Annotated in this window: 18 protein-coding genes; 17 read left to right on the forward strand and 1 reads right to left on the reverse strand. The window is 36.1% G+C overall.

The window, feature by feature from the left end; translation table 11 throughout:
• The 6 genes from holB to rsmI all read left to right on the forward strand — a co-directional run bounded on the left by holB (position 1) and on the right by rsmI (position 4,147).
• Complete coding sequence (holB, locus tag MKY13_RS00255) at positions 1–1,005, forward strand: DNA polymerase III subunit delta' (protein ID WP_191701746.1); 1,005 nt, start codon at positions 1–3, stop codon at positions 1,003–1,005.
• A complete protein-coding gene (locus MKY13_RS00260) occupies positions 998–1,813 on the forward strand; it encodes a stage 0 sporulation family protein (RefSeq protein ID WP_191701745.1) in 816 nt (271 codons plus the stop codon). Before holB ends, MKY13_RS00260 begins: the two co-directional genes overlap by 8 nt.
• 23 nt (positions 1,814–1,836) lie before the next feature.
• Positions 1,837–2,196 carry a DNA replication initiation control protein YabA gene (gene yabA / locus MKY13_RS00265; protein WP_191701744.1) on the forward strand — a complete coding sequence of 120 codons (360 nt, stop codon included), beginning with the start codon at positions 1,837–1,839 and terminating at the stop codon, positions 2,194–2,196.
• Between the two features lie 86 nt (positions 2,197–2,282).
• Positions 2,283–3,032, forward strand: coding sequence for a tRNA1(Val) (adenine(37)-N6)-methyltransferase (locus MKY13_RS00270; RefSeq protein ID WP_191701743.1), 750 nt, complete (start codon positions 2,283–2,285; stop codon positions 3,030–3,032).
• The gene (locus MKY13_RS00275; protein ID WP_191701742.1) at positions 3,016–3,294 is read left to right on the forward strand and encodes a GIY-YIG nuclease family protein; all 279 of its coding nucleotides are present in this window, start codon (positions 3,016–3,018) and stop codon (positions 3,292–3,294) included. Before MKY13_RS00270 ends, MKY13_RS00275 begins: the two co-directional genes overlap by 17 nt.
• Positions 3,275–4,147: a 16S rRNA (cytidine(1402)-2'-O)-methyltransferase gene (gene rsmI / locus MKY13_RS00280; protein WP_191701741.1), complete on the forward strand. Its 873-nt coding sequence runs from the start codon at positions 3,275–3,277 to the stop codon at positions 4,145–4,147. Before MKY13_RS00275 ends, rsmI begins: the two co-directional genes overlap by 20 nt.
• 113 nt (positions 4,148–4,260) lie before the next feature.
• On the opposite strand, the gene MKY13_RS00285 is transcribed toward rsmI, so the two are convergent.
• Complete coding sequence (locus MKY13_RS00285; protein ID WP_191701740.1) at positions 4,261–4,539, reverse strand: AbrB/MazE/SpoVT family DNA-binding domain-containing protein; 279 nt, start codon at positions 4,537–4,539, stop codon at positions 4,261–4,263.
• Between the two features lie 349 nt (positions 4,540–4,888).
• On the opposite strand from MKY13_RS00285, the gene metG reads away from it, so the two are divergent.
• The 11 genes from metG (at position 4,889) to spoVG (ending at position 14,709) form a co-directional block, all read left to right on the forward strand.
• Positions 4,889–6,850: a methionine--tRNA ligase gene (gene metG, locus MKY13_RS00290; protein WP_191701739.1), complete on the forward strand. Its 1,962-nt coding sequence runs from the start codon at positions 4,889–4,891 to the stop codon at positions 6,848–6,850.
• A 243-nt stretch (positions 6,851–7,093) separates the two neighbouring features.
• The gene (locus MKY13_RS00295; protein ID WP_191701738.1) at positions 7,094–7,867 is read left to right on the forward strand and encodes a TatD family hydrolase; all 774 of its coding nucleotides are present in this window, start codon (positions 7,094–7,096) and stop codon (positions 7,865–7,867) included.
• 236 nt (positions 7,868–8,103) lie between these two features.
• Positions 8,104–9,303, forward strand: coding sequence for a G5 and 3D domain-containing protein (locus MKY13_RS00300; RefSeq protein ID WP_191701737.1), 1,200 nt, complete (start codon positions 8,104–8,106; stop codon positions 9,301–9,303).
• A 356-nt stretch (positions 9,304–9,659) separates the two neighbouring features.
• Positions 9,660–10,223: a ribonuclease M5 gene (rnmV, locus tag MKY13_RS00305; protein ID WP_191701736.1), complete on the forward strand. Its 564-nt coding sequence runs from the start codon at positions 9,660–9,662 to the stop codon at positions 10,221–10,223.
• Positions 10,216–11,103 carry a 16S rRNA (adenine(1518)-N(6)/adenine(1519)-N(6))-dimethyltransferase RsmA gene (gene rsmA, locus MKY13_RS00310; RefSeq protein ID WP_191701735.1) on the forward strand — a complete coding sequence of 296 codons (888 nt, stop codon included), beginning with the start codon at positions 10,216–10,218 and terminating at the stop codon, positions 11,101–11,103. The genes rnmV and rsmA overlap by 8 nt, the downstream gene beginning before the upstream one ends.
• Before the next feature lie 140 nt (positions 11,104–11,243).
• Complete coding sequence (locus MKY13_RS00315; RefSeq protein ID WP_191701734.1) at positions 11,244–11,501, forward strand: Veg family protein; 258 nt, start codon at positions 11,244–11,246, stop codon at positions 11,499–11,501.
• A 108-nt stretch (positions 11,502–11,609) separates the two neighbouring features.
• A complete protein-coding gene (locus MKY13_RS00320; RefSeq protein ID WP_191701733.1) occupies positions 11,610–11,801 on the forward strand; it encodes a small, acid-soluble spore protein, alpha/beta type in 192 nt (63 codons plus the stop codon).
• 187 nt (positions 11,802–11,988) lie between these two features.
• Positions 11,989–12,855, forward strand: coding sequence for a 4-(cytidine 5'-diphospho)-2-C-methyl-D-erythritol kinase (ispE, locus tag MKY13_RS00325; protein ID WP_191701732.1), 867 nt, complete (start codon positions 11,989–11,991; stop codon positions 12,853–12,855).
• Between the two features lie 71 nt (positions 12,856–12,926).
• The gene (gene purR / locus MKY13_RS00330) at positions 12,927–13,754 is read left to right on the forward strand and encodes a pur operon repressor (protein ID WP_191701731.1); all 828 of its coding nucleotides are present in this window, start codon (positions 12,927–12,929) and stop codon (positions 13,752–13,754) included.
• Between the two features lies 1 nt (position 13,755).
• Positions 13,756–14,130 (forward strand): RidA family protein, encoded by a 375-nt coding sequence (locus MKY13_RS00335; protein ID WP_339214650.1) that lies wholly within the window; start codon positions 13,756–13,758, stop codon positions 14,128–14,130.
• A 279-nt stretch (positions 14,131–14,409) separates the two neighbouring features.
• Positions 14,410–14,709, forward strand: a complete 300-nt coding sequence (gene spoVG, locus MKY13_RS00340; protein WP_191701729.1) for a septation regulator SpoVG — start codon at positions 14,410–14,412, stop codon at positions 14,707–14,709.
• The last annotated feature ends 155 nt before the right edge of the window (positions 14,710–14,864 follow it).

Below are 14,864 nucleotides of genomic sequence, written 5' to 3' on the forward strand. Positions count from 1 at the left end.
ATGACACGAACTATTGAAGAGCTTACAAAGCTGCAGCCCGTAGTAATGAAGCAATTACAAACCATTGTAGAAAAAAATCGTTTAGCACATGCCTATATTTTTGAAGGTGAAAAAGGTACGGGCAAACGAGATGTCGTCTCTTTTTTTATGAAACTTCTCCTTTGCGGAAATTTGTCAAAAAATGTTCCATGTGAAACATGTCGAAATTGCAGACGTATTGATTCGGGAAATCATCCGAATATTTGGCAAATAGAGCCAGATGGTCAATTTATTAAAATAGATCAAATACGGGAATTAGTTGCTGAAGTGAAAATGACAGGTGTAGAGGAAGGTAAAAAAATTTATGTTCTGCATCATGCAGACAAATTAAATATTGCCTCTGCCAATATGCTTTTAAAGTTTTTAGAAGAGCCAGATGGACAAGTTGTGGCAATTTTATTAACGGAGCAAATTCAATCTATTATTCCTACAATTCGTTCACGTTGTCAGCATATTAAATTTGCAAAAGCTCCACGTATTAATTTAATGGAGCAGCTCATAGATCAAGGGCTTACTAAATCTATGGCATCGACAACAAGTATGGTAACGAATGATATTGATACAGCTTTTGCACTAGCAAATGATGAGCAGTTTGTACTTGCACGGAAAACAGTGTTAAAATTAGTAGAGATTGTTCATCAAAATATTCATGAAGCTTTATTATTCCTTCATGAAGAATGGCTTCCATTATTTAAAGAAAAAGAAGAAATGGAGCGGGCACTGGATTTATTGTTATTTGCGTATCGTGATATTGTAGCGATTAAAGCAAATCAACAAGCCGTGTCTACGTATCCCGATATGTATCAACGATTTAATGAGATGGCTTTAGTATTGACGTATGAAAAGTTATCGAGTCAAATGCAGGCAATATTACAAGCCCGTACAAACTTAAATCGTAATATGAATCGTACGTTATTGATGGAACAGCTTATGCTGAATCTTCAGGAGGGGTATACATTTGTATAATGTAGTCGGAGTTCGCTTTAAGAAAGCGGGTAAAATATATTATTTTGATCCAGCAGCATATATTTTGGATGTTGGAGAATATGTCATCGTAGAAACTGCACGCGGAATTGAATATGGCAAGGTAGTAGTGCCCATGCGACAAGTCGGGGAAAATGACGTTGTTTTACCATTAAAGCAAGTTGTTCGACCTGCAGATGAGCGTGATCGTTTTCAAGTAGAAGAAAATACATTTGAGTCTAAGCGGGCATTTGATTTAGCGAATACGAAAATAATTGAACATTCGTTAGAAATGAAGCTCGTGGACGTAGAATATACATTTGATCGTAATAAAATTATTTTCTATTTTACAGCAGAGGGACGTGTAGATTTCCGAGAACTAGTAAAAGATTTAGCTAGTGTTTTCCGTACACGTATTGAACTTCGCCAAATAGGTGTTCGTGATGAAGCCAAATTACTTGGCGGAATAGGGCCTTGTGGAAGAATGCTTTGTTGTTCGACATTTTTAGGGGATTTTGAGCCAGTATCAATTAAAATGGCAAAGGATCAAAACCTATCATTAAATCCGACAAAAATTTCAGGGCTATGCGGACGTTTAATGTGCTGCTTAAAATATGAAAATGATGATTATGAAATTGCAAAAGAAGGTATGCCTGACATTGGTGATCTATCTATGACACCAGAAGGAGAAGGCAAAGTCATCGGATTAAATGTATTAGAGCGACTTATTCAAGTATATTTAACGAAGCAGGAGCGTATGGTTGAATATACGCTTGAAGAGCTCATGCAGTATGAGAAAAATCTGATATAGATAGAATTAATGGGGTGGCTTGAGTGAAGGACCGTAATTTTTTAGATACTGTTATGGAGTTCGAACAACAGCTTGAATCAATGCAACAACAATTTAGCGCACTTAAGCAATTTGTTGCGCATATGATGGAGGAGCATCAGACGCTTCAAACAGAAAACCTTCACCTACGTAAGCGTTTAGAGGAACTATTGGCGAATGAAGCGATTGCAAGTAAACAAGTTGAAGAGATAAAAAAGGAACCCGTAGATATTGGCGAAGGTTACGATAATTTAGCAAGGCTTTATAACGAAGGTTTCCACGTATGCCATGTGCATTTTGGTAGCTCGCGTAAAAGTGAAGATTGTTTGTTCTGTCTATCATTTTTAAATAAACAAAATGGTTAAAAAAAAAGGCTGAATCTGCAAAAGTAGATATCAGTCTTTTGTTTAGGTAAGAATTTATAAATAGTAGTTATGTGGAGGATTGTGATTTGGAACAATGGTTAAAGAATGATGAACGACTGGACTATTTGCTTGCTGAAGATTTAAGAATTATTCAAAGTCCATCAGTCTTTTCGTTTTCATTAGATGCAGTATTATTAGCACGCTTTGTGCAAATCCCAAAAAGTAGAGGTCATATAATTGACCTTTGTTCGGGAAATGGAGTAATTCCGCTATTTTTGAGTGCTCGAACAAAGGCAAAGATTACAGGAGTAGAACTGCAACCTAGATTACATGACATGGCAACTCGCAGCATTGCCTATAATGATTTATCACATCAAATAGAAATGCAATTGGGAGATGTAAAGGAAACACCACAAACATTGGGAATCGAAAAATACGATGTAGTTACATGTAACCCGCCGTATTTTTTAGCACACGAACTAAGTGAAAAAAATATGAGTGAACATTATGCGATTGCGAGGCATGAAATCCATTTAACACTAGACGAGGCAGTAGAAGCGGCAAGCCGTTTATTAAAGCAAGGTGGCAAAGCGGCTTTTGTGCACAGACCAGGTAGACTTTTGGATATTGTAACAGCGATGCGGGCAAATCGTTTAGAGCCGAAGCGAATTCAATTTGTCTATCCGAAACATGGGAAAGAAGCCAATACGCTATTAATCGAAGCGATAAAAGATGGTAAGCCGGATTTAAAAATTCTTCCTCCATTATACGTATATAAGGATGATAACGAATATACGGCAGAAGTGAGGGCACTTTTATATGGAGAAGGAAAATAAACACTATTTTTATGTGTTAGAGTGCAAAGATACATCATTCTATGCAGGTTATACAAACAATTTAGAGAAGCGTATTGCTGCACATAATGCAGGTAAAGGTGCTAAATATACGCGCGCACGAGGTCCTGTAAAATGTATTTACTATGAAACCTTTACAACAAAGGAACAAGCGATGTCGGCTGAATATGCATTCAAGCAACTTAAACGTTCCCAAAAAATTGATTATATTAGGAGGGCTTCAGATGAAATCACAGAAAAGTAGTCAACATGAGCAAGGAAGCTGCCTGTACTTAGTAGCCACACCAATTGGCAATTTAGAAGATATGACTATGCGAGCATTACGAATTCTAAAAGAAGTGGATATTATTGCTGCAGAAGATACGCGTAATACGAAAAAGCTATGTAATTACTATGACATACAAACACCGCTTATTAGTTATCATGAGCATAATATAGAAGTAGGTGGGGAGAAGTTATTAGGCTATTTGCGTGAAGGGAAGTCCATCGCATTAGTAAGTGATGCGGGTCTACCGTGCATTTCTGATCCTGGTGCAGATATTGTTGTGAAAGCAATTGCCGAAGATTTTGCTGTCGTACCGATCCCAGGGGCGAATGCAGCATTGACTGCCTTGATTGCATCCGGCTTATCCCCACAGCCCTTTTATTTCTTTGGTTTTTTAAAACGGAATAAAAAGGAACGTCGAGAGCAACTGGATAAATTATCGAAACGACAAGAAACACTTATTTTTTATGAAGCACCTCATCGATTAAAGGAAACTTTGAAAGATTTACAGCTTGTTTTAGGAAATCGCCAAATTACATTGGCACGTGAACTAACAAAGAAATTTGAAGAGTTTTTACGTGGGACTATAGAGGAAGCGATAGTGTGGGCAAGCGAAAATGAAATCCGAGGGGAATTTTGTATTGTTTTGGAAGGTAACACTGCTGATGAAATAGAAGATGAGGAAGAAAGCTATTGGACAAACATGTCTTTAGAAGAACATGTCTCTTATATAATAGAGGAAACTAAAGTTTCTTCAAAAGAAGCAATTAAAGAAGTAGCTAAATTACGTAATTTACCTAAACGCGATGTGTATCAAGCATATCATCAATAAAAAAAGCATTGAAAAGTCATCTTACTTTTCAATGCTTTTTTTGTTTGGTAAAATAATACTTTATATTAGAAAAGTATTGGTTACCTAGAAGGTTTTTTAAATAGAGTCTTCACTTACTTTTTTAGGTTTGATTGGATTTCTTTCATTAATGCTTCTGCACCTTCAGAAGACAAGATTAATTTACCGCCTACTAAACGCATGTTTTCATCAGAAACTTCACCAGTTACTGCACATGTCATGTTAGGCATATATTTTTTTAAGATAATTTTGTCGTCGTCTACGTAGATTTCTAAAGCATCCTTTTCTGCAATACCTAATGTACGGCGCAATTCAATTGGAATTACCACACGTCCTAATTCGTCTACTTTACGTACGATACCTGTTGATTTCATAATTAATATTTCCTCCTATATTCTTTTAATTAACTTATTTAAATTTCGTCAAAATTCGACATTTAACCTTGTCTATTTAGAATCATACCAACTAATACCATATACGTCAATTAATTAGCATTCACATTTTCTTCGTTCGAGAAACTTTTTTGTCATATTTGTAATATAATGTGCAGATATGAAAAATATTTACCAAAATATTTTTGCAATAGTCAAAAAGATTTAAGGAATTCCCAATTTTGCGTGTTGATTTTTCGACATGTTGGGATTCCGATAAACTTTCATTGAAACAAGTTTCGTACTTGGTTAGAATAAAGATTATACTTAACAAACAAATGGAGGCACTTTCGTGAGTGAACAACAAACATTCTATATAACAACCCCAATTTATTATCCAAGCGGTAAGTTTCACATCGGTACCGCCTATACAACGGTTGCATCTGATGCAATAGCGCGGTATAAGCGTTTAAAAGGTTTTGATGTACGCTTTTTAACAGGTATGGACGAACACGGTCAAAAAATACAGGAAAAAGCGCAAGAGTCTGGTATGCACCCACAAGATTACGTAAACGAAATTGCAGAGAGTGCAAAGAAATTATGGGATACTATGGATATTTCCTATAATGACTTTATTCAAACTACTGAAAAGCGCCATGTTGATGCAGTCGAAAAGATTTTCCAAAAGTTTTTGAATAATGGCGATATTTATATAGGTGAATACGAAGGGTTATATTGTGTGCCTTGTGAATCTTATTATACTGAGACGCAATTAATGGAAGGAAAGTGCCCGGATTGTGGTCGGGATGTTCAAAAAGTAAATGAAGAATCTTACTTCTTTAATATGAAAAAGTATGCCGATCGATTACTTGCTTATTATGAGGATAATTTAGAATTTATAGAACCTGAATCTCGAAAAAATGAAATGATTAATAACTTCATTAAACCGGGGCTGGAAGATTTATCGGTTTCTCGAACATCATTCGACTGGGGCATTAAAGTACCAGGAAATCCGAAACATGTTATTTATGTATGGGTAGATGCTTTATCGAACTATATTACTTCATTAGGGTATGGTTCTGACAATGAAGAGTTGTTCAATAAATACTGGCCAGCCGATGTCCATGTAGTAGGGAAAGATATCGTGCGATTCCATACGATTTATTGGCCGATTTTCTTAATGGCCTTGGAGTTGCCTTTACCGAAAAAGATTTTTGCACACGGTTTCATTATGATGAAGGATGGAAAGATGTCGAAATCTAAAGGGAACGTTGTCTACCCGGAAATGTTAATCGAGCGATATGGTCTAGATGCGACACGCTATTTCTTATTACGTGAATTGCCATTCGGTCAAGATGGTGTCTTCTCGCCAGAATCATTTGTAGAGCGTACAAACTTTGATTTAGCAAATGACTTAGGAAATCTTTTAAATCGAACTGTTTCAATGATGAACAAGTATTTCGATGGAGAAATTCCTACTGAAAACTTACAGGAAACGGAATTTGATGCAGCTTTAAAATCACATGCTGAAAGTGTACGTATTAGATATGAAGAAAGTATGGAAAAAATGCAATTTAGTGTCGTACTTTCTGAGATTTGGTCACTTGTATCACGTACAAATAAGTATATTGATGAAACATCTCCTTGGGTATTGGCAAAAGACGAAGCGGATAGAAATAAGTTAGCTGCTGTAATGAATAATTTAGCAGAAAGTTTACGTCATATTGCAGTGCTGATTCAACCGTTTATGACAAATGCACCAAAGCAAATTATGGAGCAGTTGGGACTAGATGATAAATTATTAGCATGGGACACAATTGAAACATTCGGCAATGTTATTCCAAGAAACATTAAAGTGGTAGAAAAAGGAACACCAATTTTCCCACGTTTAGATGCGGAAATTGAAGTGGCCTATATTCGTGAACAAATGCAAGGCTCTGTAAAAACAACACAACAAGAAGAATCTACAAGTGTAGAAGCACCTAATACAGAAGAGATTTCAATAGACGATTTCATGAAAATTGACCTAAGAGTTGCGACAGTATTAGCTTGTGAACCGGTTGCAAAAGCGAAGAAGCTGTTAAAGTTACAAGTAGACTTAGGCTATGAGCAACGTCAAGTTGTTTCAGGTATTGCTGAGCATTATAAACCGGAAGAATTAGTTGGTAAAAAAGTAATTGTAGTAGCAAATTTAAAACCGGTTACATTACGTGGAGAATTATCTCAAGGTATGATTTTAGCGGGCTCGCACGATGGCATTTTAACATTGGCAACTGTCGATCCTAAATTGGCAAACGGTGCACAAGTGAAGTAATTTAAATGGAGTCTGTTGGACGAATGATGTTCAACAGGCTTTTGTATTTTTAATCCATCATAAAGTATATTGATATAATATTTTGTTGAGAGAAATAGTTAATTCTATAGTTATTTGGAATTATAATTACTATTTTTGAAACGGTAATATAACAAGGGGTTTTATTTTTGTAATTTGAATGTAATAATACTGAAAACTAAGAAATATGTTCAGTGAGTACAATACACGATAGGAGAAATGATGATGAGCACATATATCGATACACATGTCCATTTAAACGCAGATCAGTATGAGGAAGATTTACATGAGGTAATTGACCGAGCAATTGCTGCAAAAATAGAAAAAATGGTTGTTATCGGCTTTGATAAAAAAACAATAGAACGAGCGATGCAACTTATAGAAGAATTTGATTTTATTTATGCCGTGATTGGTTGGCATCCAGTAGATGCAATAGATTGTACAGATGAATACTTAAGTTGGATTGAACAACTAGCAAAACATCCTAAAGTAGTTGGGATTGGTGAAACAGGACTGGATTATTATTGGGATAAATCACCGAAAGATATCCAACAGTACTGGTTCCGAAAGCAAATCCAACTAGCAAAAAAACTTAATTTGCCAATTATTATTCATAACCGTGATGCAACAGGAGATGTTGTTCGCATTTTACATGAAGAAGATGCCGCAGCTGTAGGTGGTATTATGCATTGTTTTGGTGGGAGTGTTGAAACTGCCCGTGAATGCATAGACATGAACTTTATGATTAGTTTAGGAGGACCTGTTACATTTAAAAATGCGCGTCAGCCAAAAGAAGTAGCTACTGAAATTCCATTGGAGCACCTATTAATAGAAACGGATGCGCCTTATTTAGCACCTCATCCTTACAGAGGGAAACGAAACGAACCTGCGTACGTTACTTTAGTCGCTGAGGAAATCGCGCGACTTAAGGAAATACCAGTGGAAGAAGTTGCTTTAAAAACGACTGAAAATGCAAAGCGCTTTTTTAAAATCGATTAATAACAAATGATGTAAAATAGCAAAATAAATAATCCAATAAAAATATTTATCAAATTGATGGAATACTTATTTGGATTATTTTTTATTTGGAATTGATTAAAGTTTTAATACGTCTCCAATACTAGTTGTGTCACGAGTTTAAATAAAACATCCAATTTTACAAAAATTCATTTCTATTGACAGTACGAAAAGTAGTCGCGTATAATCCAACTTTGTATTAAGGAGGCGTTATTTTCATGTCAAATCAATCCATGAAAAGCCAGTTCTTAGGATCATTGAGGAGTAAGCAAACAGGAATTCGGGTTTTATCGGTAGTCCTGTTTGTATCTGTAATTGCATTCGTTCTTTATCATGGAACGAAAACTCCCGTTACGCTTATCGCAAACGGTGAGACATCAAAATTATACACACACGCAACTACGGTTGATGAGCTACTTACAGCTCAAAATATAGATATCACAAATTATGATAAAGTATCACCCTCACTGAGCACCAAGATTGATAGTGGAATGTCAATCGAATGGGAACAGGCAAAAGAAATAGTAATTTCAGTTGATGGAAATCAGTCAAAAGTTTGGACAACTGAAAAAGTAGTGAAGAACATTTTGGAAGAAGCAAATATTGAAGTAACAGAGCAGGATCTTGTATCACAAAGCTTAGATACAGAAGTAGGAGCCGATAACAAAATCGATATTCAAAAGGCGTTTCAGTTAACGCTTGTCGATGGCAAAAAAGAGAGACAAGTATGGTCCACTTCGACTACGGTCGCTAACTTTTTAAAACAACAAGAGATTCAACTAGGTGAATCGGATCGTGTCGATAAAAATTTGGAGGACGTTATCACTCCGAATGATAAAATCGCAGTTGTTCGCGTAGAAAAGGTTACCGATGTAGTGGAGGAATCAGTAGATTTCCCAATTGAAAGAAAAAATGACTCTTCGTTATTGAAGGGTAAAGAGAAAGTTGTAACAGAAGGTAAAAAAGGTAAAGTTGAGCGTACGTACAATATCGTGAAAGAAAACGGTAAAGTCGTATCTAAAAAGGTAGCTTCTGAAAAAATAATTGAGCAACCGAAAACAAAGGTTTTATCAGTAGGTACAAAAGTTGTAACTGCAAAAGTATCACGTTCGAGTGAACCGAATTCAGGAAAAGAGTTTTATGTTGAAGCAACAGCATATACACCACACTGTACAGGCTGCTCAGGTATATCAGCAGCTGGTCTTAACCTGCGCGCAAATCCAGACATGAAGGTTATTGCGGTGGATCCTCGTATCATCCCATTAGGCACAAAAGTTTGGGTTGAGGGCTATGGTAACGCGGTAGCTGCAGATACAGGTGGAGCTATTAAAGGCAATAAGATTGACGTTTTAGTACCAACAAAATCTGAGGCATATAACTGGGGACGTAAAAAAGTACGTCTTAAAGTATTAAAATAATATACCGTAAATAAAACAAATAGAAATGTGTTTGTTATAGAATGTTCTTATCATCTGTTAGTCGTCACAGCTCTTGGCATTTTGGAAGTTTTACAGTTAATTTTCAAAATATATAGGAGTTTGGATTAGCAAAGATAAAGTATATTCTATAAAATATTATTCCAAAATGTATAGTAGCTTTCTCGCTTTTTGACTGATAGCGAGGAAGCTTTTTTCGCTGTATTGGAAATAATTAAATGTAAGAGTCAGAGTTGTACGGGAGATATGTGCTTTAGTTCTTAGAGTAAGTACAGAAGTAACAAAACGCATTCTATGGTAAAATAGCGAAAGACTATGTTAGAAAAGAGGAACATTTCTTGGATATTCAAGAGATTATTGTTGTCGAAGGAAAAGATGATACAACTGCAATTAAGCGTGCGACAGGTGCAGATACAATTGAAACAAATGGCTCAGCAATTTCGGATGAAGTATTACGTAGAATTGCACATGCGCAAAAGAAACGAGGCGTCATCGTTTTTACTGACCCGGATTACCCTGGACGCCGAATTCGTTCCATTATTGAAGAACGTATCCCCGGAGTAAAACATGCATTTTTAGCAAAGGCAAAAACTATTGCAAAAAACGGCAAAGGCTTAGGGGTTGAGCATGCGAGTGATGAAGATATTCGTGAAGCGTTAAGTAATGTATATACATTAGCTGAATCACAAATTGATGAGAAAATTACATTGGAAGATTTAATGATAGCCAAACTGATAGGTCACCCCCAATCGAAAAAGCGACGTGAACAGTTAGGGGAAATTTTAAATATAGGAATGACAAACGGGAAGCAATTGCATAAACGATTAATGATGTTTCAGATTTCAATCGAGCAATTCGCAGAAGCCATTTTGCAATTAGATCAGGAGGATATGCATGTATAAAGACATTGCCACACCGATACGTACTAAGGAAATTTTAGAGAAGTACGGATTTTCATTTAAAAAAAGTTTAGGGCAGAACTTTTTAATAGATCCCAATATTTTACGAAACATTGTTAGCCATGCGAATTTAACAGAAAATAGTGGGGCGATTGAAGTCGGTCCTGGTATTGGTGCATTAACAGAACATTTAGCGCGGGAAGCCAAGAAGGTCGTATCGTTTGAGATTGACCAACGACTGTTGCCAGTATTAGAAGATACGCTCAGCCCTTATAATAATGTAAAAATTGTCCACTCAGACATTTTAAAAGCAGATGTAGAACAAGTAATTGCTGAGGAAATGCCGGGCATTGAAGATATAATGGTTGTAGCCAATTTGCCTTATTACGTAACAACACCTATTTTAATGAAACTTTTGAATGATCGTTTACCTATTCGTGGCTTTGTGGTCATGATGCAGAAGGAAGTAGCGGACCGTATTACTGCAAAACCAGGTACGAAAGCGTATGGTTCATTATCCATCGCAATTCAATATTACGTAACTGCTGAAATTGCCATGATTGTACCGAAGACGGTATTTATGCCCCAGCCTAATGTAGATTCTGCGGTTATTCGACTTATAAAACATGAAACACCGCCAGTTAAAGTCATTGATGAAGACTTTTTATTCGAAGTTTCCCGTGCATCGTTTGCGCAACGTCGTAAAACGATTTTAAATAATTTACAAAACGGACTTGTAAATGGGAAACAAAATAAAGAGCTCATTATTCAAGCACTAGCAGAAGCGGGGATTGATCCAAGTCGCCGTGGCGAAACGTTGAGTATTCAAGAATTTGGGAAATTATCAGATTGCTTACATCCAGCCTTTTGTGTTCGTCAATAATGTGAATGTAGAGTTGAAAAAACTTCAGAAAAACTTCAGAAAAAAGTTGACGGCTTCGGATAGCGGTGATAAAATATTATATTTTATTGACATTTAAAATACACTGTGTTAAACTGGTTTATAGTGAGGTGTATGCAAAAATGCCAAAAACGTTAGCAGACATTAAAAAATCATTAGATAGTCACTTGGGTAAACGTTTGCAATTAAAAGCAAATGGAGGCCGCAAGAAAACGATTGAATGTGAGGGTGTCTTAAGTGATACTTATCACGCAGTGTTCGTTATCGAACTAAAGCAAGAGGATAATGCGAATAAACGCGTCTCTTACAGTTACACAGATATACTTACTGAAGCAGTAGAGATTACTTTTTTAGATGATGCTGTTGCTACCATCAAATAGTTTTTCTAGTACTTATTTTAATATTTTTAAAAAAGCGCTCATTTTATATGAGTGTTTTTTTATTTTTTACACATGCTAAGTGCGTCAACGAAAAGGGAGGTTTTTTGCATGGCGAAACAAAAAATCATGTCTAGCCGTCTAAAGGAAGAGATTGCAAAAGAACTTGGATTTTATGACGTAGTGGAACGTGAGGGTTGGGGCGGTATTAAATCCCGTGATGCAGGAAACATGGTAAAGCGTGCAATTGAAATGGCCGAGAATAACTTAGCCAAACAGAACTCGCAGAACAACCAAAAGTAAGTTGACGAAAAGTGACACCCTTAAGCAAGGTAATCCTTGCGAGGGTGTTCTTTTTATAAGTTGAAATATGCGTAAAAAGTATCTACTTTAGTACATTGCTCAAGCACGTCGTATGTTAAAATAGGTATATTAATAAATTGATTACGTAATTAAAATTGCGTGCCTTATCTAGTAGGAGGAATTTTCAATGTTGTATGTAAAAGCACCCGCTAAAATTAATTTAACACTCGATGTGCTTTATAAGCGTCCTGATAATTATCATGAAGTAGAGATGGTTATGACTACGGTTGATTTAGCTGACCGGATTGGACTGGAGACGCGTAAAGACGGACAAATTAAAATTATCTCGGCCGATAATTTTGTGCCGGATGACCAACGTAATTTCGCTTATCAAGCGGCTGAGCTAATTAAAAGTACATACGATATTAAAGAAGGCGTCGACATTTCAATTGAAAAACAAATTCCAATTGCGGCAGGTTTAGCTGGCGGAAGTAGCGATGCAGCTGCTACGTTGCGCGGTTTAAATGAGCTTTGGAATTTAAATTTATCTTTAGACGAGCTAGCTGAACTAGGATCGAAAATTGGCTCCGATGTATCGTTCTGTGTATACGGTGGTACGGCCCTAGCAACTGGGCGCGGCGAAAAAATTCAGGAACTAACAGCACCTCCAACATGTTGGGTTGTATTAGCAAAGCCGAAAATTGGTGTTTCTACTGCAGATGTATATGGTGGATTAAATATTGAAGGTTTAAATCATCCAAATACAAAACAAATGATAAAAGCTATTGAGACGGATGATTATGAATTAATGTGCCAGTCGCTTGGAAATGTTTTGGAAACTGTAACATTTAAGTTACATCCAGAAGTGATTACGATTAAAGAACAGATGCAACGCTTTGGTGCAGATGCTGTACTGATGAGTGGCAGTGGCCCGACAGTGTTTGGTCTAGTCGAAAATGAAGCACGTGTTAGTCGCATTTACAATGGATTACGAGGTTTTTGTGAGGAAGTATATGTAGTTCGTATGTTAGGGGAACGTAATCCACTTGCATAAATACGTATAATTATGGTAATTTGACTATTAAATATTCGTATTTTAATTATTATTGTTTAGGAGAGGGTCGCATGAAATGGAAGCGTAGTGAACGCCTTGTAGATATGACTTATTATTTACTTGAGCATCCACATCAGTTGATCCCGCTAACTTATTTTTCTGAGCTTTACAGTTCTGCAAAGTCTTCAATTAGTGAAGATTTAACAATTGTAAAGGAAACATTTGAAGAAAAAGGAATCGGGTTATTGACAACCGTACCTGGCGCAGCAGGTGGTGTTAAATATATTCCTAGAATGGCGGAACATGAAGTTCGTCAAATTACTAGGGAATTAATTGCTGAATTAAGCCAATCAGATCGTCTACTTCCTGGTGGGTATTTATTTATGACGGATTTATTGGGAAATCCGGAGTTGATGAATCGTGTAGGGAAAGTATTTGCGAGTGCATTTGGTGACCAAAAAATTGATGTTATCATGACAGTTGCAACAAAGGGTATTTCAATTGCCCATGCGATTGCAAGACATTTAAATGTGCCTGTAGTCGTAGTTCGTCGTGACAGCAAAGTAACAGAGGGCTCAACCGTAAGTATTAATTATGTATCGGGATCTTCTCGTCGTATTCAAACAATGGTTTTATCTAAGCGTAGTATGAAAAGTGGCCAGCGCGTATTAATTACCGACGATTTTATGAAAGTCGGAGGTACGATGAATGGAATGAAAAACTTACTAGAAGAATTTGATTGTGAACTTGCAGGTATTGCTGTCTTAGTAGAAGCAGAACATGCAGATGAAACACTAGTAGGGGACTATTATTCATTAGTAAAGCTACAAGAAGTGAATGAGAAAGATCGCACTATTGCATTAAGTGAAGGTAATTTTTTTCAAAAGGGGAGAAATTAGTATGAAAACAGTATCAACAGCAAATGCACCTGCAGCAATCGGACCATATGCACAAGGTATCGTAGTAAATAATATGTTTTATTCTTCAGGCCAAATCCCCCTTACAGCATCAGGGGAACTAGTAGAAGGCGATATTGAAGTACAGACACATCAAGTATTTGAAAACTTAAAGGCCGTTTTGGCTGCTGCAGGATCGTCTTTAAATCAGGTTGTAAAAACAACAGTATTTATGAAAGACATGAATGATTTTGCTGCAATGAATGAAGTGTATGCGAGTCATTTTGGCGATCATAAACCAGCACGTTCGGCAGTAGAAGTTGCGCGGCTTCCGAAAGATGTACAAGTTGAAATTGAAGTTATAGCGTTAGTTAAATAATAATAAAACCTACACCTTTACTATAAAAAAAGTGTAGGTTTTTCTATTTTATAAATATTATGATAGATTTTTTCGTTGAATTATTACAAAATAATAAATAAAACGCAGAATATTTTGTTTATTTTAACAATTATAAAAATTGTAGATAGAAAAAAATTACATTCTATTGTATTCTATGATAAAAGGTGCAATTTAAGTGATTAAATGAATGGGAGAGAAGAAATTCTCTTTTTTCAGTATTACAAAATGAAGCGCCTAAGTATAGGGGGAGAATTCATAATGGAAATAACAGACGTAAGATTACGACGTGTTCAAACAGATGGACGTATGCGCGCTATTGCATCAATTACACTAGATGATGAATTTGTTATTCATGATATTCGTGTAATTGATGGAAATACTGGTTTATTTGTAGCGATGCCAAGTAAAAGAACACCAGATGGTGAATTCCGGGATATTGCACACCCAATTAATTCGAATACACGTAATAAAATCCAGGACATCGTGTTAGAGGCATTCCATGCTTCAGCTGATGAAAATCAGGACGATGCAATGGAATTGGAAGAAGCAAATGTTTAATATTAAAACGAAGGGGTCACTCATTTGAGGAGGCTCTTTTTTTATTTTTTTTGATAAAAATGTTCTATAACAGAAAAAAAGGGAATAATGTCGAAAAAGCCATAATGATTATATATTTTAATCGCATTTAAATATGTGATTTCAAACTTTTGTCA

Origin of the sequence: Solibacillus sp. FSL W8-0372 (assembly GCF_037969735.1) — a bacterium.
Classification (GTDB): domain Bacteria; phylum Bacillota; class Bacilli; order Bacillales_A; family Planococcaceae; genus Solibacillus; species Solibacillus faecavium.